At 36.0% G+C, this 18,895-nt stretch carries 16 protein-coding genes; 8 read left to right on the top strand and 8 right to left on the bottom strand.

Going from position 1 to position 18,895, the window contains the following annotated elements:
• Positions 1–28: 28 nt before the first annotated feature.
• From DFR57_RS06470 to DFR57_RS06460, 3 genes are all read left to right on the top strand, one after another.
• Positions 29–1,504 (top strand): nicotinate phosphoribosyltransferase, encoded by a 1,476-nt coding sequence (locus DFR57_RS06470; RefSeq protein WP_114352322.1) that lies wholly within the window; start codon positions 29–31, stop codon positions 1,502–1,504.
• Positions 1,505–1,507: 3 nt separating this feature from the next.
• The gene (gene nadE, locus DFR57_RS06465) at positions 1,508–2,335 is read left to right on the top strand and encodes an ammonia-dependent NAD(+) synthetase (protein ID WP_114352321.1); all 828 of its coding nucleotides are present in this window, start codon (positions 1,508–1,510) and stop codon (positions 2,333–2,335) included.
• Positions 2,336–2,577: 242 nt separating this feature from the next.
• The gene (locus DFR57_RS06460; RefSeq protein WP_114352320.1) at positions 2,578–3,561 is read left to right on the top strand and encodes a ring-cleaving dioxygenase; all 984 of its coding nucleotides are present in this window, start codon (positions 2,578–2,580) and stop codon (positions 3,559–3,561) included.
• 121 nt (positions 3,562–3,682) lie between these two features.
• On the opposite strand, the gene DFR57_RS06455 is transcribed toward DFR57_RS06460, so the two are convergent.
• The 5 genes from DFR57_RS06455 to DFR57_RS06435 form a co-directional block, all read right to left on the bottom strand.
• On the bottom strand, positions 3,683–4,510 hold the full coding sequence (locus tag DFR57_RS06455; protein ID WP_114352319.1) for a carbohydrate ABC transporter permease: 828 nt from the start codon (positions 4,508–4,510) through the stop codon (positions 3,683–3,685).
• A complete protein-coding gene (locus DFR57_RS06450) occupies positions 4,507–5,376 on the bottom strand; it encodes a carbohydrate ABC transporter permease (protein WP_425450947.1) in 870 nt (289 codons plus the stop codon). The genes DFR57_RS06455 and DFR57_RS06450 overlap by 4 nt, the downstream gene beginning before the upstream one ends.
• Before the next feature lie 150 nt (positions 5,377–5,526).
• Positions 5,527–6,819, bottom strand: coding sequence for an ABC transporter substrate-binding protein (locus tag DFR57_RS06445; protein WP_170132929.1), 1,293 nt, complete (start codon positions 6,817–6,819; stop codon positions 5,527–5,529).
• Between the two features lie 232 nt (positions 6,820–7,051).
• Positions 7,052–8,821 (bottom strand): sensor histidine kinase, encoded by a 1,770-nt coding sequence (locus tag DFR57_RS06440; protein WP_114352316.1) that lies wholly within the window; start codon positions 8,819–8,821, stop codon positions 7,052–7,054.
• A 9-nt stretch (positions 8,822–8,830) separates the two neighbouring features.
• Positions 8,831–10,363, bottom strand: coding sequence for a response regulator transcription factor (locus tag DFR57_RS06435; protein WP_170132924.1), 1,533 nt, complete (start codon positions 10,361–10,363; stop codon positions 8,831–8,833).
• 249 nt (positions 10,364–10,612) lie between these two features.
• Between DFR57_RS06435 and DFR57_RS06430 the strand changes: the two genes are divergently transcribed.
• Positions 10,613–12,661 (top strand): beta-galactosidase, encoded by a 2,049-nt coding sequence (locus tag DFR57_RS06430; RefSeq protein WP_114352314.1) that lies wholly within the window; start codon positions 10,613–10,615, stop codon positions 12,659–12,661.
• 589 nt (positions 12,662–13,250) lie between these two features.
• Here DFR57_RS06430 and DFR57_RS06420 read toward each other — a convergent pair.
• From DFR57_RS06420 to DFR57_RS06415, 3 genes are all read right to left on the bottom strand, one after another.
• Positions 13,251–13,394 carry a DUF6366 family protein gene (locus DFR57_RS06420; RefSeq protein WP_342768829.1) on the bottom strand — a complete coding sequence of 48 codons (144 nt, stop codon included), beginning with the start codon at positions 13,392–13,394 and terminating at the stop codon, positions 13,251–13,253.
• Positions 13,378–13,899: a hypothetical protein gene (locus tag DFR57_RS18230; RefSeq protein WP_170132914.1), complete on the bottom strand. Its 522-nt coding sequence runs from the start codon at positions 13,897–13,899 to the stop codon at positions 13,378–13,380. The genes DFR57_RS06420 and DFR57_RS18230 overlap by 17 nt, the downstream gene beginning before the upstream one ends.
• A gap of 214 nt (positions 13,900–14,113) precedes the next feature.
• The gene (locus tag DFR57_RS06415) at positions 14,114–15,049 is read right to left on the bottom strand and encodes a DMT family transporter (protein ID WP_114352313.1); all 936 of its coding nucleotides are present in this window, start codon (positions 15,047–15,049) and stop codon (positions 14,114–14,116) included.
• 303 nt (positions 15,050–15,352) lie between these two features.
• Here DFR57_RS06415 and DFR57_RS06410 point away from each other — a divergent pair, with 303 nt between their 5' ends.
• From DFR57_RS06410 to DFR57_RS06395, 4 genes are read left to right on the top strand one after another with little or no spacing between them, the layout of a single operon-like run.
• The gene (locus DFR57_RS06410) at positions 15,353–16,117 is read left to right on the top strand and encodes an IclR family transcriptional regulator (RefSeq protein WP_114352312.1); all 765 of its coding nucleotides are present in this window, start codon (positions 15,353–15,355) and stop codon (positions 16,115–16,117) included.
• 19 nt (positions 16,118–16,136) lie between these two features.
• Positions 16,137–17,285, top strand: a complete 1,149-nt coding sequence (dgoD, locus tag DFR57_RS06405) for a galactonate dehydratase (protein WP_114352311.1) — start codon at positions 16,137–16,139, stop codon at positions 17,283–17,285.
• Positions 17,279–18,250 carry a sugar kinase gene (locus DFR57_RS06400; protein ID WP_114352310.1) on the top strand — a complete coding sequence of 324 codons (972 nt, stop codon included), beginning with the start codon at positions 17,279–17,281 and terminating at the stop codon, positions 18,248–18,250. The genes dgoD and DFR57_RS06400 overlap by 7 nt, the downstream gene beginning before the upstream one ends.
• Positions 18,251–18,271: 21 nt before the next feature.
• Positions 18,272–18,895: a bifunctional 4-hydroxy-2-oxoglutarate aldolase/2-dehydro-3-deoxy-phosphogluconate aldolase gene (locus tag DFR57_RS06395; protein WP_114352309.1), complete on the top strand. Its 624-nt coding sequence runs from the start codon at positions 18,272–18,274 to the stop codon at positions 18,893–18,895.

The following is an 18,895-nucleotide window of genomic DNA, read 5'->3' as shown; positions in this document are numbered from 1 at the left end:
ATTAAAATCAGCTTGGGGGATTTAAACTATGAGTTATGCAGATGATAGCTTGATGTTACATACAGATTTATATCAAATTAATATGGGTGAAACCTATTGGAGAGACGGGATTGATAAGCGAAAGGCTGTCTTTGAAGTCTATTTCCGTCGAATGCCCTTTAATAATGGATATGCAGTTTTTGCTGGATTAGAGCGAGTATTAGAATTTATTAGTAATTTTGGTTTTACTGAAAGTGATCTAGCTTATTTACGCGAAGAAGGCCAATTTGGTGAGGATTATTTGGCATATTTGAAGGAATTACGCTTTACAGGAACTATTAGATCAATGGAAGAAGGCGAATTAGCCTTTGCAAATGAGCCAATGCTTCGCGTGGAAGCTCCTTTGATAGAAGCACAGTTAATTGAAACTCCCTTACTTAATATTGTAAATTACCAAACACTAATCGCAACAAAAGCAGCAAGAATTAAGCAAGTATTAGGTGAAGAGGCTGTAATGGAGTTTGGTACTAGAAGAGCGCATGAACTAGATGCAGCAATTTGGGGTACGAGAGCGGCTTATATTTCTGGTTTTGTGGCGACAAGTAACGTTAGAGCTGGTAAAAAGTTTGGCATTCCTGTTGCAGGAACTCATGCACATGCTATGGTTCAAGCTTATATTGATGAGTACACGGCTTTTAAAAAATATGCGGAAACACACAGGGACTGTGTATTTCTCGTAGATACCTACGATACCCTTCGTTCTGGGGTTCCAAATGCGATCAAAGTTGCCAAGGAATTTGGAGACAAAATTAATTTTAGAGGCATAAGGTTAGATAGTGGAGACTTAGCCTTTTTATCTAAAAAAGCACGAAAAATGTTAGATGATGCTGGGTTTCCTCAAGCAAAAATTATTGCTTCAAATGATTTAGATGAATATACCATTATGAACTTAAAAGCTCAGGGAGCTCAAATTGATATATGGGGAATCGGCACTAAGCTTATCACAGCATATGATCAAGCGGCATTAGGTGGGGTATATAAATTAGTATCTATTGAAAATGAGAACGGAGAAATGACAGATACGATTAAGATATCTGCTAATCCGGAGAAAGTAACGACTCCAGGGCTAAAACGAGTTTACCGTATTATTGATAAGGAAGATGGGCATGCAGAAGGGGATTATATTGCCTTAGCAAATGAAAATCCTGAAGAACAACAACGTTTAAAAATGTTCCATCCGGTGCATACATACATTAGTAAGTTTGTTTCCAATTTTACCGCAAAGGATCTACATGTAGATGTGGTAAAGAACGGAGAAATCGTTTATAAGACTCCGGCATTACAGGATATTCAGGCGTTTTTGCAGAAAAATTTGATCGTCTTATGGGAAGAATACAAACGTACAATGAACCCAGAAGAATACCCAGTAGACCTTAGTCAAGCTTGCTGGGACAACAAAATGAATTTAATTAAAGAAGTAAAGGCAAATGCAAAAAAGCAAATAAATTTAAAAGGAGAGAGGTAAAACATGCGTCCCTTACAACAAGAAATCATTGATACCTTAAAGGTTAGCCCTACTATTGATGTGGAAGAAGAATTTAGACGAAGTGTAGACTTTCTAAAAGCATATTTGAAAAAACATCCTTTTCTAAAAAGCTTAGTATTAGGTATTTCAGGCGGCCAAGATTCTACGCTCAGTGGCTATATATGCCAGACTGCAATTAATGAATTAAATGAAGAAACAGCTTCAAATGATTATGCGTTTATTGGTGTACGCCTTCCATATGGAGAACAAGCAGATGAAGATGATTGTCAAGAGGCGCTAAGCTTTATTCAGCCATCAAAGGTTGTTCGCGTAAATATAAAGTCAGCTGTTGATGCGAGCATCCAAGCGGTAGAGTCTGAGTTAGGTAAAATAAGTGATTTTATAAAAGGTAATACAAAAGCCAGAGAAAGAATGAAAGTGCAGTTTGATCTTGCTGCCTCTACCTCCGGATTAGTTGTTGGAACAGATCATGCAGCTGAAGCTGTGACGGGTTTTTATACAAAGTATGGAGACGGGGCTGCTGATATATTACCGTTATATCGACTAAATAAGCGCCAGGGTAGAGCTATCCTAAAATCTTTAGGGTGTCCTAAGCGTTTATATACAAAATTACCAACTGCGGATTTGGAAGATGATAAACCTCTAATTCCTGATGAAGTAGCACTAGGTGTATCTTATGCAGCAATTGACGATTACTTAGAAGGAAAAGAAATTGCAGAAAAAGATGCAGAAACGATAGAAAGCTGGTATGTCAAAACAAGACATAAGCGAAAAGATCCAGTAAGTGTATTTGATGACTGGTGGAAATAATAATGTAAAAGGAATGAGACTCCACGTTCATTCCTTTTGTAAGGTTTAAACGATTTTTGCTAAGTTTCTTAACTTGTAGCTATAAATTGAGCTTCTCAAAAAAACGATAACCTACCAAAGTCTAAGTGATGTCAAGCTCTCAAACAATGAAGGAAGCATTGATTATTTGACTATATATAGTAATTCATGATACATTTATCTCGAATTCAAAGTAATTAAATTCTTATCTAGGAGATGAGTAGATGAATGGTTTAAAAGGAATGCACCATGTAACTGCTATCACAAGCAGTGCTGAAAAAAACTATCAATTTTTCACATATACATTAGGCATGCGTCTAGTAAAAAAAACAGTTAATCAGGATGATATACAAACCTATCACTTGTTTTTTGCGGACGACAAAGGGAATCCCGGAACAGATATGACTTTTTTTGATTTTCCAGGTATCCCTAAAGGTACACACGGAACAAATGAAATTTATAAAACAGGCTTTCGTGTTCCAAGTGATGAAGCTATCTACTATTGGGAGAAGCGTTTTGATCGTTTAAATGTGAAACATTCTGGAGTAAAAGAGCAATTTGGCAAGAAGGTTATTTCATTTGTTGATTTTGATGAGCAAAACTATCAGCTTGTTTCAGATGAATTAAACGATGGTGTTGCATCGGGGAAAGCGTGGGAGGATGGTCCAATTCCTTTAGAATATGCAATTACTGGGCTTGGACCATTATTTATCCGGATTCAGGATTTTAATTATTTTAAGCAAGTGATGGAAAAAGTTCTGATGTTTATCGAAATTGATAAGCATAGCGGACAACATCTGTTTGAAGTCGGTGAAGGTGGAAATGGTGCGCAAGTAATTGTAGAAGAAAATGTTGTATTACCAGCTGCTCAACAAGGCTTTGGCACCGTACATCATGCTGCTTTTAGAGTTGATGATAAAAAAACATTAGATGCTTGGGACGAGCGATTTAAAGGATTTGGACTTCAAACGTCAGGGTTTGTAGATCGCTTTTTTTTCAAATCCCTTTATACACGCGTAGCTCCACAAATTTTATTTGAACTTGCTACGGATGGCCCTGGATTTATGGGAGATGAACCTTACGAAACATTAGGTGAAAAATTATCTCTGCCACCATTTCTAGAGAACAAACGTGAAGAAATAGAAAGCATGGTCCGCCCTATTGATACGGTGAGAAGTACAAAAAATATCGAAAAAGAATATGAATAAGTAGGAGAGGAGCCAGCAAATGAATTTGCTGGCTCCTTTTTAAAACAGTGAACAAGGTTCAATAAATACAAAAAACCATCAGAGCTATAAAAAAGCTCCGATGGTTTCACTTTATTATACATTATCCTTTTACAGAGCCCATCATACCAGCTACAAAGTAACGTTGCATTAAGAAAAACACTAATGCTGTAGGTAAGGTAGCAATTACGATGGCAGTCATAATGACACCATAATCCGGTGTATATCCGGCACCTAAATTAGAAATCAACAAAGGTATTGTTTGATTCTCAGGTGATTGTAAAACAACTAACGGCCATAAATAGTTATTCCAGCTATTCATAAAAGCAATAATTGCAGCCGCAGCATAAGTTGTCTTCATAGTTGGTACATAAATTCGGAAGAAGATTCCTAATTCACTTAACCCATCAATTCTTCCTGCTTCTACTAATTCTTTAGCAAACATCTTCGTGTTTTGTCTAAAGAAAAAGATGAAAAATGCTGTGATAATAGTTGGTAAAAATGCAGCTGCTAAAGTATCTAGCCCAATTAATGGAGCATCTGCAGATATTCTACCAAATAAACGATACAACGGGATCATAATTGCAGCGAATGGAATCATCATCGATAAGATTAAGATATTGAAGATCATATCCTTGCCTTTTGTTCGATAAATTTCAAATCCATAACCTGCTAATGAACCAATAAGTAGCGTTAGAACAGTTGTGATTATCGCAATAACAAAGGAATTCCACAAGGCAGTTCCAATCCTGGTGCTTTCCAGTAAATTATTTAAATTTTCCATTAAATGCAACCCAGGGATAAGTCTACCTCCTGTTACATCAACAGATTTGTTGGTCATACTTACTAACATCCATAAAAATGGGAAAATAGAGACCAAGGCTGCGGTGCTTAGAAACAAATATGTGAAAATTCTTTTTAATTTTTTCAATCTCGATCACCTGCCACTTTAAATTGGATGAAGGATAAAAGAATAACTAAGATCAAAATAACATAAGACACAGTAGCTGCATAACCAAAGTCTGGTGTATATTCAAACGATAAATTGTAAATGTACATTGATATCGTCATCGTTGCGTTACCAGGTCCTCCACTTGTAATGTTCATTACTTCATCGAATAGTTGAAGTGTACCAATGGTTGATACGATCGAAGTAAATAAGATAATTGGTTTTAACAAAGGAATAGTTATAAAGAAAAATTGTTGTATGGCTGTAGCACCATCAATTTTAGCTGCTTCATACAATGCCTTATCAACATTTTGTAAAGCTGATAGATAGAAAATCATGTTATATCCGGTCCATCTCCAAGTAATTGCAATTACTATCGTGATTTTCGCTAGAAGTGGATCTGACAGCCAATTTAATGGTTCGGCAATGATATTTAAATCTACTAAAAAATCATTAATTAGACCATTATTTCCGAATAGATATTTAAAAATAACCGCATAAGCTACGAGAGAAGTAACCGCTGGTAAAAAGATAGCTGTTCGGAAAAACCCCTTAAACTTCAATGTAGGATCATTTAATAAAACGGAAAATATTAATGCTAAAACAATCATTAATGGTACCTGAATTAACAGGTATATAACCGTATTCGTTAAAGCAGTAATGAATGTCGGATCATTAAATAATCTTACATAGTTATCCAATCCAACAAATTCCAAATTAGCACCCATACCAGATTGCAGGGATAATATTAATGCTTGCGCCATTGGATAGAAATAAAATAACGAAATACCTAACACGGATAAAATGATAAATAACCAGCCAATGTTTTTCTTTTTAAATCGTTGCATAAATGTACTTTGATGCTTTGGATTAGGCTTATCTGTAGTTTGAGTCATTGATCCCCCTCCTCACGGAACTGATTAATGGTAAAGAAAGCCCCAGTAAGGGCGGGCTAAACAATTTACAGTTTAGCCTGCTTCCCTAGGGCTCTTACCTTCTTATTTAAATTGGTTTTCAGCTTGAGCTTGTGCATCTGTCAACATTTCATCTAAATCTTTACCATCTAAATATTGTTGAATTTCAGCTGATAAAATATCTTCAATACCATATGTGTTCATGCCGTAATCTACTTGTGGAATGTCTTCCATCCATTGTGAGAAGTCATAAACTACTTGTTGACCATTGAAAAATTCATTTTCAAATTGATAAGCGTCACCTTCAGATGCAGGCTTGTATGTTCCAATTGCACCAACTTCTGTAACAAGGTCTTGATAGAATTCTACATTTGAACCAAACGTTTCGCCTAAGAATTCAGCTGCAGCTTCTTTTCCATCTATATTAAGCACATAGAATGAGCTACCACCTTGGTTTGATGCGTTTGCAGCACCTTCCATATCTAAGCGTGGTGTTGGAGCTACTCTCCAAAGCCCAGATTGAGACTCTTCTGCTTCAACACTTGGAGCAATCCAGTTACCTACAGGTACTGATGCTGTATCTCCACTGTTAAATGAAGCTAAGAATTGACTCCAGTCTGAGTGTAAGTTTGCTAAATCATTATTCAGTAAAGCTTTATAATTTTCTAAAGCCATCTTTAATGCTTCATTATCTTCTAATTGAATGCTACCATCTTCTGTAGTGTACCATGCACCTGTTGTTTGCATCATAACACGTAGAATACCTAAGTCATTAGGGTCAAGTGAAAGCATTGCTTTTCCTGTTTTTTCTTTTACGTCTGTTGCGATTTCGATATATTCAGTCCAAGTAATGTCAACTAAATCTTCATGTGAATAACCAGCTTCTTCAAGGTAATCTGTACGATAGAAAAGACCAGTTACACCAGTGTCAAATGGTAAACCATATTGTGCGCCATCAAGACTAGTAGGTGCTATTTTATAATCAGCAAAATCTTCTGTATTAAAGTAATCACCAATTGCATAAAATGCATCTGGATAAGATTGCAAGAAACTTTGAGCACGTTGATCCTCAATTAATACGATGTTTGGCATACCCTTCATTGTTCCTGAACTTAAACCAGTATTTAGACGTTGAACGATATCATCCTGAGCATTTTCAATAATTTCTAAATTAAATTCTTCATTATCATAATGTTCTAAAGCTAGGTTTAGGGCTGCAATGTTGAAGTTTACGTCCCAAGCCCATGCAGTAAGTTCTGCTCCTTCGCCTTCAGAAGCCTCACTGCCTTCTGCATCGTCATTACCTTCTGCATTGTCAGAACCTTCGTCGTCTCCTGAACATGCTGTTAGTACTAACGCTGTGAATAGTGCTAACATAAGTAACCATAATTTTTTTGATAGTGTTTTTTTCACTGATAAAACCCCCTATTATTTTTTTCTTAGTGATGAAATCGTTTTCAACACTGTAATGAAATTGTAACAAAAAAAACTACAGATCACTTGGATGATCTTTAGCAAAAAATAAAATTATTTTTAGACAAGAAAAAAGTCTGGTTTTAATGGTACTTTCTTTAGATTGAATCAATTCGCTATATAAAGAAAGTACCATTTAAGTTTGTTCATCGTTAACTGGAAGCTTAATTATAACTCGGGTTCCTTTAGATAATTCACTTGTTATTTCGACGCCATAATTTTTCCCGTATCGCAATTGAATTCTTTCGTGAACGTTTTTCACCCCTATTCCGCTAAATAATTGTCTTTTTTCTTTTGACTTAATGGTATTGTTAGCAATTCTTTCAGAAATCATACCATCGCCATTATCAATAATTTCACATACGAGTTTTTCTTCTTTCTGTGCAATTAATATTTGAATATAACCACTCTTTTTTTTCGTGAATGCGTGAAAAAATGCATTCTCAATAAACGGTTGGATCACTAACTTAGGTAAATAGAGATCTAGACAATCCGGTGAAACTAAATAGTTTACTTTAATTCTTTCGCCATAGCGGGCTTGATTTATTTGAACATAGCTTTTTAAATTTTCAAGTTCTTGTTCTACTGTTATTGTTTCATCCGCATTGCTTATCGAACTTTGAAGTAAAGAGATAAAGGAATCAATTGTGTCAGAAGCTGTTTCTTTCTTTTCTTGCTTAATCATAAATTTAATGGAGGCCAATGTATTGTAAATAAAATGCGGACTTATTTGATGCTGTAATGCTTCTAACTCCGCTTTACGCTGTTTTTCCTGTGTTTTCATTAAAATCTGCACGTAATCCTGTAGTTCATTTAACATATAATTAAAGGCGTTCGCTATTTTTCTAGTTTCATATCCCCCTGTCACTTTTAAGGGTTTATTAAATTGATATCTAGCCATATCTGAAATTTGGTGGACAAGATTACTAATAGAGTTCGTCATTCTTCGCAAAATTAAAAATGCTACAAGCACTGATAAACTAACAATAGCAATGCTTATAAGAATAATTTCATTTGTATCTGTAACATTTTCAGCTACTGTTTCTTGATCAATTAGATTAATCAGATAGATATCAAGACTGGGGATGTATTCAGAAAGAAAGATATAGTCTTGATCAAAAACATTCACCTGTTGATATTCCGCATCTAAATTTTCGAAATCTTCCGCATAGCTTAACAGTTGCGGTGAAGTCTCTCCAATTCGTTCATCTTGGTTGCTAGAAATAATTTTACCAGTAGGTGTTACGAGTAAGACATTGTTACCAACACCAGTATAACTTTCGTAAAATTCTTTAAGGTCAGGTTCAGTTAATGAAAAAAATAAATATCCATAAATATAACCTGTTTTTAATTTCAATGCTTTTGAAGCAATAATCATCGGTACCCCATTGGTTAACTCAGAATCCTCATATTGGTAAACAATTTCATTCGGACTATTTTCGACCCTTTCGATCATAGGATCATTCATCAGTGTATGCCCATTGATTTGCCATTTAATATAATTCATATTAAAAATATCATTACTATTACTCATAATAACCATGTTCGTATCATCAGGGTCTACTTCTGAATAAATTCTATCCATTTCGTCCGTCATATAAAAATAAAACGTAGACTTATCAACAGCATTGTCGTGATCTTCTAAAAGTAATTGTTTGATTGTCCCATTTGTATCAACCTCTAAAGAAGCAGAGACAATGGAATCGGTAAAGGAATTAAACCTCTGCGTGATTTGATCCATGACTTTTGAATTGGTGATACTAAAGGTATCGATAAATAAATTACTCGACATCCGAATACTGCTATAGGTGATGAATAAAGAAACAGCTATTATACTAATAACCATTACTAAGAAGAATTTAATAAATAAATTATTTGCTTGTACAAAACGAATTAGTTTTTTCATAGGTTGTCCTCAATTCATTTTCTGGTTTTCTTTACGATAAGTACGAGGTGACTTTGCAGTAACTTTTCTAAATACTTTAGTAAAATAACTTGCATCGGAATACCCTACTGCTTCGCTAATAGCAGAAATAGACATATCTGATGACTCCAACATTTGCATGGCATTTTTTATGCGAACACGATTCACATACTCACTGAAGCCTTCCTGGTGATGCTTGCTAAAGTAACTGGATAAATATGATGGGTTAAAGTGAAAATGGTCCGCCAATGTTTGTAAGGATAGATGGTTATCATAATGCTCTTCTATATAATCTAAAAGAAGCTGGATTTTTGTTGTTGTTTCTTTGTTAAAGGGTAGTAGCATGGTTTCTACCTTTTCTAAAAAGGCATCAATAATGGCTATTGCTTCTCCCACATCAAAGGCGTCATTGATATCAGAAAACAATGTATATTTCTCTGATTCAAGCTCTTCCATTTCATAGCCCATGTTTCCTAATAGAACGATAATATTAAACATAATATTTTCTAACCAGGATTTAAATTCGAATACCTCTGTATCGTGTTGATTAGATAAAATTCCAATATTCTTATTTACATAAATAAAAGCATCTTGAAATTGCTTCCGTTTAAATAAATAAATCATATGATTTAAATCAAAATCAAAGGTACTTGTTTCTGGTTGTGGCAATTCATCGTATAAGAGATAAGGTTTATTTGGCAAATAGTAATGGTATTGCTGTAATTTTAGATGATCTTCTTCGAATGTTTGCTTTAACTCTTCTATCGATGAAAAAGCCTTGCTTAAAATCCATTTAACCTTGGAGGGAGTTTGTTGTGTTTTATTACTTAACTCTTTCACTATATTTTTCAAAGTGCTTAAATCGCTCTCGGGAAGATTTACTAACAGGACTATACTTGTATCGTGAAGTGGAATCTCTGCATGTGTATTTTCTATGTCCATATTCATTGAATCGGTAATTGTTTGAATGGATGGCGTTGCTGGCGTATTTTCCTTCCAAAAAACTTCAAGCAAAACAAAAGTATTATACGAAAAATGCTGTCTAAGTAAATCCATTTCCCTGATAGACTGATAGCCTTGGACAGCTTTTACTAAAGCATTTTTAATGGTAGCTGTGTTGTCTACTGTGTTGGTCGACTTCTGTTGTTTTTGCGTTATACGCTTTAGAGTCTGTAATAATTCCTCTGGATTTAACTTAGGCTTGAGAATATAATCGGCCACTCCATTTTGGAAGGTTTGTCTCACATAATCAAAATTTTCAAAGCTGCTTAAAACAATAATTTCGGTATCGGGATTTACTTCTTTTACTTGTTTTACTAGTTCTATACCATCCATACCTGGCATAACGATATCGGTAATCAAAATATGAGGATGGTGTTCATGGATTAATTCCATAGCTTCTTCTCCGTTAGAAGCTTCGCCAATTATTTTGTACCCTTCATTTTCCCATTCTATATAATTAATAATTCCTTGCCGAATTAACATTTCGTCATCTACAATTAGAATTTTATAAAAATCTTTCATTGCTATATTAGTCCTCCTCATGCTAGGATTCAGATAAGTTTTCTGCTTTCATAAGCTTTTTAATTTCTATCATAACAAACCATTGAAGCATGTTCGATAAAAAGATTAAAAAAAGATAGTGGGATAGCTTAAGATGAAGGACTATAATAATTTTTTTTTAATAATGTAAATGCAATTTCTTTTGCAACTCTCCATAAAGGAGCGTATAATTCTTTTGAAAACGTAACCAAGAAGGGAAAAGGTGATAGCATGAAATTCAAACCATTAAGTGATAAAATTCCAAAGATGTTGCACGGAGCGGATTATAACCCAGAACAATGGGAAAAGTATCCAGAAGTTTTAGCAGAAGATATTCGATTAATGAAGTTGGCAAAATGTAACGTCATGTCTGTGGGGATATTTTCATGGACAAAATTAGAACCAGAAGAAGGGAAATTCACCTTCGAATGGATGGATCAATTATTAGACACTTTTCATGAAAATGGAATCTATGCTTTTTTAGCAACGCCGACTGGGGCAAGGCCAGCATGGATGTCTGAAAAATATCCAGAGGTATTGCGCGTTGGGGCTGATCGAGTACGGAATTTACATGGCTTAAGACATAATCATTGTTATACTTCACCAGTCTATCGTGAAAAAACAGAGATAATGAATACTAAATTAGCAGAACGATACGCAGACCACCCAGCAGTTATTGGTTGGCATGTATCAAATGAGTATGGTGGAGAATGTCATTGTGATTATTGTCAGGATGCTTTTCGAAATTGGTTGAAAGAGAAATACCAATCCTTAGACGCGTTAAATCATGCTTGGTGGACAACTTTCTGGAGCCATACATATACAAGCTGGTCACAGGTTGAATCCCCAGCACCACAGGGTGAAACAATGGTGCATGGTCTAAATTTAGATTGGAAACGTTTTGTCACAGATCAAACATTGGACTTTTATCGTCATGAATTGAAACCGTTAAAGTCTGTCGAACCAAAGCTTCCAGCAACAGCTAATTTTATGGAAACCTTTGAAGGATTAAATTATGCAAAATTTGCTGATGATATCGATTTTATTTCGTGGGATTCTTATCCGACATGGCATGACCAAGGCGATGAATCTTATCGTGCGGCATATACAGCCATGAATCATGATTGGTTCCGTTCTTTAAAAGACGGGCAACCATTTTTCTTGATGGAAAGTACTCCAAGCTTAACCAATTGGCAGCCGATTAGTAAGCTGAAAAAGCCAGGGATGCATGTGTTGTCTTCTTTACAAGCAGTAGCACATGGTTCAGACTCTGTTCAGTATTTTCAGTGGCGCAAAAGCCGAGGCTCCAGTGAAAAGTTTCACGGTGCTGTAGTTGATCATGTTGGTCATGAAAATACGAGAGTTTTTAAAGAGGTAGGAGAATTAGGAGAAGGTCTTTCCAAATTAGATGAGATAGTAGGTACGACAGTGGACGCTGAAGTCGCCATTATTTTTGATACTGAAAATCGTTGGGCAGTTAAAGATGCGCAAGGACCTAGAAATATTGGTGTGCATTATGAGCGTACGGTAACAGAGCATTATCAGGCTTTTTGGGAGCAAGGAATCGCAGTCGATGTAATTGATTCAGAAAAGGACCTTTCCAAATATAGATTAGTCATAGCACCAATGTTATATATGGTAAGAGACGGCGTTGGAGAAAGCATTGAAAAGTTTGTTGAGAACGGCGGTAATTTTGTAGCAACATATTGGTCAGGCATTGTAAATGAAACAGACCTTTGTTTCATTGATGGGTTCCCGGGGCCACTTCGCAAGACACTTGGTGTGTGGTCAGAAGAAATTGATGGCTTATATGACGGTGAAGTTAATACAATTAAAGCCGTAGGAAATAATTCGTTTGGTCTCCACGGAGAGTTTGAGGCTAAGGAATTGTGTGATCTTATCCATTTAGAAGGAGCAGAAGCACTAGCAACTTACGGCGATGATTTTTATGCAGGCCGACCTGCACTTACGTTAAATCATTTTGGTAAGGGAAAAGCTTATTATATTGCATCAAGAAATGATCATGCATTTAATCAAGCTTTTTTCACAAAATTAGCAGATGAACTTGAATTAAAACGTGCGATTGATGGTCCATTACCGAAGCATGTGAGTGCACAAGTTCGTACAGATGGTAAGACAGACTTTTTGTTCTTGATGAATTTTTCCAATCAAGCTCAAGAAATTAAATTAAATGGAGAATACCAAGATATATTAAGTGGTAATACGGTAAAAGATTCAATTTCATTAGAAGGATTTGCGGTAAGCATTTTTAAAAAGTAAATGCGTATCATCTTAAATGATAGTAGCTTTCGGTTTTAAATCTTATAAATAATAAAAAATGGCGGGTTAAATTGATTTGTAATTTAATCCGCCATTTCTATTGGTATGAAACGAACAAAGATAGGAAGTGATTATACTTACTCAGCATTTACCTGTAAAGGCTTTTTCTTACTGAATATTTTCAATATAAACATAACGATTAAATACATAATCAAGACATTCAATGCAAAAGTAGCAGGATTAATTGCTAAACCAGCATTTCCATTAAAAAAGTTACTGAAGAACCATTCACTCTGAGGTTCTCGCTGATAAATCGTTACAAATTTTAGTGGGAAACCAAAAGCGTACCCTCCGAATCCTTCATTTAAAAAATTGCTTGGTAAAAAAAGCGGTATAAATAGACAGAATAGAAAACTCCAGGTCATATACTTCTTATTTAATTTTTTCAGGAAAATCCCTCCGTTGGATGTAGCCCTCATTACTTGATAAAAACATTTAAATACAAAAAAGAATTTTGAAGAAAAATTTATTATTTCCACTCTATTTTTAATGACGGTCTATATTATTCGGTGTTGCGACCTTCTTCTTGTTAATGAAAGAAGATTGCATATGTGAAGAACCCAACGATGAGTATAATAAGTAATATTCCGGTTCCCTTCCAACCGAGCGCACCTACTAAATCCACAAGCCCTCCGCTACTTGCTCTATTAGTAGCATCACCTAGATTCCCCATAGGATTGCCTCTTAATTCCTTTTACCTTAGTTAAAAAATTTGTTTTTTTGAATAGGAAGTGTAGGGGAAAATAGAAAATAAGAATGTTTAGTACTATCCCCATATCCATGCTTATACTGCCCCCTGAAAATAGGTTTGGAAGTAAAAATTTTGCTCCAGCTTCGTTATAAACAGTTAGAAAGTTAAGTGGAAATCCATATGTGTAAATATAACGAGAGGAATGCTGGACTGCAGGAGCAAAGTCAGGAATTAAGATAACAAATAAAACTACGAATCCAATAGAAAGGGATAGAATGAATTTGTCTATAGAACCCTTTCCCCAACCCATTCTTCTATATAGGAAAAAGACTATAATAAGTGCAGCAATAGCTCCAGTTCCACTAAAATAACTTTCTGCCTTTTCTCCGATAAGGGGGTAATAAATCATATAACTAATGATGCTTAATACCACACTAAGCAAAAGAAATATAAAGGTAAATCGAAATAATTCTAAAACTAATCTCACTTTTTCTCATCCTTCCTAAAACCTTCTTTCAATGATTTCCATCTTTTGTTTCATTTTACCATAATAATGCCATCTATTCTTTTGTTTTTTATTGGTTTAGCAAGTTTTAAGGGGAATATAGCTTCATCACAGAACATAAAAAGGCAATCCAGCTAAGGGTACAAGCATTACTCTTGTAAACCTTAACCGAATTGCTAAATTCAAGGTGTTGTTACTATCTAGTGGGGGAGGCTTTATTTGTCTCATAGAAGCTCTTATCTCTCATGATGATTTTTCTTTTTTTATAAATGACGGTGAGAAAAGAGGAGGTGATAACAAGCATAATTCCGATGATTTGTAAAAAGTTCAATGCATCTCCAAAAATCAATACACCAACAAACACTGCGACAATTGGTTCCATCGCTCCTAAAATCGCTGCTTTACTCGATTCAATGTAGGTTAAGCCTAACGTATATAAGATATAAGCAAGTATGGTCGATATGATGGCAACTCCAAAAATATTTAGCCAAACATCGACAGATTCAAATGCATTCACTTTTTTCCACACGCCGCTTGTCGGGAAAATAAATAAACTTCCCATCAACAAAGCATAACCAGTAATCGTTAAAGAGTTATATTGCCAGCTAACGAATTTACCTATAATACTATATAGCGCACAAAAAAACGCAGACAGTAACCCTAAAACAATACTGATAATTGGAATGGAAAGTCCTCCAATAGGTATTAGCTTGATGGCTAAAGACAATCCTACTAATGTGAGCATAAGTGAAACCGTCTTTCTTTTCGTGATTTGCTCTTTAAAAATAATTCTTGATAAAATCGCTACAAAAACTGGTGAAGTATACAGTAAAACTACTGCGAATGAAAGGGAGGTCTGCTCCATAACGGTAAAATAACACCAATTAAAAATAACAATACTCACAACACCTAAACCGATAAAATGTGGGATGTGTTTTAATTGAATGCGTAAATGTTTTCGGGAGAAGATACTCATAAATAAGAATAATATAAGCGTGGCGCTTGTTAGTCTGACGGTGACAATTTCCCATGCTGTAAAACCATGATCATATAAAGATTCTACAAATAAACCAGTTAATCCCCAGAAGCTGGCACCTAAAATTGTTACGAGGTATGCTGCGTAATTCCTCATACTTTCACCTTCTTTTCTCTCTATTTTTAAAGGCTTCCGTACAATATGATATTGCTAAGTTTCTCTCTATTTATAAAATAATCGAAGTAGGCAAATTATAACATACCAATGTATATAGTAAACCTGTGATTAGTATGGGCTAAACGAGACTGTTCATTATTTTGGGCACAGGATGAAGTATTCCCAAATTAAAACATTCTTCATATTAAACTTGACGTTTATGTGAGGTATTCGATAAAATAAAGTTGTTCCACACAGAAGAATTAAGTTCCGTATTGTGGAACTAATGTAAGGAGGAAACTTATGACCCAAGTTCAGTCAGTGGATCGAACACTTTCTATTTTAGAGATACTAGCAGCAAATTCTGAGGGTTTACGGCTTACGGAATTGTCGAAAGAAATGGATCTTGCAAAAAGTACCGTTCATCGACTATTGAAAACGTTAATCTCAAAGGGTTATGTGCAGCAAAATGAAAAAAATGGAACCTATCAATTAGGTTTACAATGTCTTGTTTTAGCAAGTTCATTATTAAATAATTTAGATATTCGTACGGTAGCTAAAGAGGCTTTACATACTTTAGCGGAAAGTGCTAAGGAAGTTGTCCACTTATGCCTTCATGATAAAAATGAAGTCGTTTACATTGATAAAGTAGAGAGCAATCAAACGCTTCGAATGTATTCGCAAATTGGAAGAAGAGCATATATGCACTGTACGGGAGTAGGGAAAGTCTTGTTATCTGGCTTTACTCAGGATGAAGTGGAGCAAATGGTAGCGAATAAAGGCTTACCAAAGTTTACAGAAACAACGATTACGAATAAAGATGAGCTTTTTCATGAACTAACAATGATTAAAGAAAAAGGCTATGCGATCGATGAGCAGGAGCATGAAAATGGGATTCGTTGCATTGCCGCTCCGATATTTAATCATGATCATCAAGTAGTTGCGGCCATCAGTATTGCGGGACCTACCGAAAGAGTAACAAAGGAAAGAGTAGAAGGACTTCTTGCCGAAGAAATACTAAAGCAGAGTAAGCTTATATCCCAAAGGTTAGGATATGTAAAAAAATAAATAGAAGGGCATGGTGTAAATGAAGATTACAAAGGTTGAGACATTTATTGTTCCGCCGAGATGGTGTTTTGTAAAGGTTGAAACAGATGAAGGAATCACAGGGTGGGGAGAGCCTGTGATTGAAGGAAAAGCAGCGACAGTAGAAGCTGCAGTACTTGAATTAGCGGATAATTTGATTGGAAAGGATCCACTTCGAATTGAAGATCATTGGAATGTGATGTACCGGGCAGGTTTTTATCGCGGAGGTCCTATTTTAATGAGTGCCATTGCTGGATTAGATCAAGCATTGTGGGATATCAAAGGGAAATATTTCGATGCACCAATTTATCAATTGTTAGGTGGTGCTTGCAGAGAATCGATTCGTGTCTATTCCTGGATTGGCGGGGACCGTCCTAGTGATGTAGGAACTGCAGCGAAACAAGTGGTTGATGCAGGATTTACTGCAGTGAAAATGAATGGTACAGAGGAGCTTCAATATGTAGATTCCTATGAAAAGGTTGATCGCGTTGTGGAGCGGATTGCTTCTGTGCGTGAAGCAGTAGGAGATTATATTGGAATTGGCATTGATTTTCATGGGCGAGTTCATAAACCAATGGCAAAAATTTTAGTCAAAGAACTCGAAGCTTTTCGTCCAATGTTTATTGAAGAGCCGGTATTACCAGAAAACAATGAAGCGTTAAGAGAGATCACCAAACATACAGCTATCCCGATTGCAACAGGAGAAAGAATGTACTCTCGTTGGGATTTTAAGCCATTATTTGAATCTGGTTACGCTGATATTATTCAACCTGACTTATCTCATGCAGGTGGAATAACTGAAGTGAAAAAGATCGTTTCTATGGCAGAGGCTTATGATATAGCGGTAGCACCGCATTGTCCATTAGGTCCGATCGCTTTAGCTGCATGTCTCCAGGTGGACGCTACTGCACATAACGCTTTTATTCAGGAGCAAAGCCTTGGTATTCACTACAATAAAGGCAATGATTTATTAGATTATATTACGGATAAATCTGTGTTTGATTATCACGATGGGCATGTTTCCATCCCTCAAGGGCCTGGTTTAGGAATCAATATAAACGAAGAAAAAGTAAAAGAAATGGCGAAAGAAGGGCACCGTTGGAGAAATCCAGTATGGCGTCATAAAGATGGAACTGTTGCAGAATGGTAAAGGAAGCCAAGCTCGATGTCGTGACCATTGGTGAAAGCATGGCGCTATTTACTCCAGATATGCCAGGGAAAATGAGGTATGCTGGGAATTTTTCAAGAAAATTTGCAGGTGCCGAGACAAATGTTGCAATTGGCTTAAATCGATTAGGTTTTAAAGCGGGCTGGATAAGTAAAGTTGGAGCGGATGAATTAGGTGAAGGACTTCTTTCCTTTGTTAGAGGGGAAGGTGTAGACGTTTCCCAAGTGAAAAGGCACGATAAAGCACCCACAGGTATTTATTTTAAAGAATTGCGGCATGATCAAGATGTAAGAGTTTATTACTACAGGGCAGGATCTGCTGCGAGCACGCTAATACCGAATGATATTAACGAGGACTATATCGCTAAAGCGAAATACCTTCATATTACTGGTATCACACCAGCTTTAAGTACGTCTTGCTATGAAACAATTATTCACGCAATCCACCTAGCAAAAAAACATCACGTAAAAGTGATTTTTGATCCGAATATCCGAATGAAGTTGTGGAACGAGGAACAAAAAGCGAAGGAAGTTCTTTTAGAAATAGCAGCAAAATCGGATGTTGTGTTACCAGGAATGAGTGAAGCGAAATTTTTATACGGAGAAAATGGTAGCTCAGAGTATGCGAGAGCATTCTTAGAAAACGGAGCGAAAATAGTTATTTTAAAAGAAGGTAGTAAAGGTGCGCATTATTTCACAAAAAGTGAGAGTGGTTTCGTGCCAAGCTATAAGGTTGACCGAGTCGTTGATCCGATTGGAGCTGGAGATGGTTTTGCAGCAGGTGTGATTGCAGGACTTCTAGAAGGCTTACCACTGGAAAAAGTACTAGCTCGTGCAAATGCAATTGGCGCTTTAGTAACAATGGTAAATGGAGATGTTGAAGGTCTGCCTGAACTTGATGAGATTGATCGATTCATGCAAGTGGATAAAGAGGACGTGGATCGTTAATACAAAAGGAGAGAACCTATAATGGAAACGTTACAAAGGATTTTTCACAATAAATTAGTGGCTATTGTACGCGGCGTTAATCCGCGAGATGTGTTAGATGTAACGAAAGCTTTGTATGAAGGTGGCATTAAAACGTTAGAGATAACCGTTGATACCCCTAATGTCCTGCAAACTATTGAACAAGTAAGGAATGAATTTGACGGGGAGATCATTGTTGGTGCTGGAACAGTGCTAGATAGTGAGACAGCAAGAGCTGCAATAATGGCAGGCTCACAATTTATATTTTCACCAACGGTTAACATCGAGACAATCAAAATGACCAAGAGATACGGTGTAGTAAGTATTCCTGGTGCGATGACTCCAACAGAGATCTTAACGGCTTATGAAAATGGTGGCGATATTATTAAAGTATTCCCGTCGACGATATTAGGACCTGCCTATTTAAAGGATATCAAAGGACCCTTACCTCATATCCCATTAATGCCAACAGGTGGAGTTAACCTTGATACCATTTCCGAGTATTTTCAGGTAGGAGCTGTGGCTGCAGGTCTAGGAAGCTCACTAGTAAAAAAACAGGATTCTTATTCCAAAGAAGACTTAAAAGCTTTAACCCAAAGAGCAAGACAATTTGTTGAAAAAGTATAA

The organism is Saliterribacillus persicus (assembly GCF_003337485.1).
GTDB classification, from domain to species: Bacteria; Bacillota; Bacilli; order Bacillales; family Amphibacillaceae; genus Saliterribacillus; species Saliterribacillus persicus.
Note: the sequence above shows the minus strand (reverse complement) of the source record. Positions and strands in the feature narration are given on the sequence as shown.

Coding starts and splice junctions, on each gene's coding strand:
- DFR57_RS06470 (WP_114352322.1), top strand. CDS start 29: ATGAGTTATGCAGATGATAGCTTGATGTTACATACAGATTTATATCAA.
- nadE (WP_114352321.1), top strand. CDS start 1,508: ATGCGTCCCTTACAACAAGAAATCATTGATACCTTAAAGGTTAGCCCT.
- DFR57_RS06460 (WP_114352320.1), top strand. CDS start 2,578: ATGAATGGTTTAAAAGGAATGCACCATGTAACTGCTATCACAAGCAGT.
- DFR57_RS06450 (WP_425450947.1), bottom strand. CDS start 5,376: ATGCAACGATTTAAAAAGAAAAACATTGGCTGGTTATTTATCATTTTA.
- DFR57_RS06445 (WP_170132929.1), bottom strand. CDS start 6,819: ATGTTAGCACTATTCACAGCGTTAGTACTAACAGCATGTTCAGGAGAC.
- DFR57_RS06440 (WP_114352316.1), bottom strand. CDS start 8,821: ATGAAAAAACTAATTCGTTTTGTACAAGCAAATAATTTATTTATTAAA.
- DFR57_RS06435 (WP_170132924.1), bottom strand. CDS start 10,363: ATGAAAGATTTTTATAAAATTCTAATTGTAGATGACGAAATGTTAATT.
- DFR57_RS06430 (WP_114352314.1), top strand. CDS start 10,613: ATGAAATTCAAACCATTAAGTGATAAAATTCCAAAGATGTTGCACGGA.
- DFR57_RS06420 (WP_342768829.1), bottom strand. CDS start 13,394: ATGGGGAATCTAGGTGATGCTACTAATAGAGCAAGTAGCGGAGGGCTT.
- DFR57_RS06415 (WP_114352313.1), bottom strand. CDS start 15,049: ATGAGGAATTACGCAGCATACCTCGTAACAATTTTAGGTGCCAGCTTC.
- DFR57_RS06410 (WP_114352312.1), top strand. CDS start 15,353: ATGACCCAAGTTCAGTCAGTGGATCGAACACTTTCTATTTTAGAGATA.
- dgoD (WP_114352311.1), top strand. CDS start 16,137: ATGAAGATTACAAAGGTTGAGACATTTATTGTTCCGCCGAGATGGTGT.
- DFR57_RS06400 (WP_114352310.1), top strand. CDS start 17,279: ATGGTAAAGGAAGCCAAGCTCGATGTCGTGACCATTGGTGAAAGCATG.
- DFR57_RS06395 (WP_114352309.1), top strand. CDS start 18,272: ATGGAAACGTTACAAAGGATTTTTCACAATAAATTAGTGGCTATTGTA.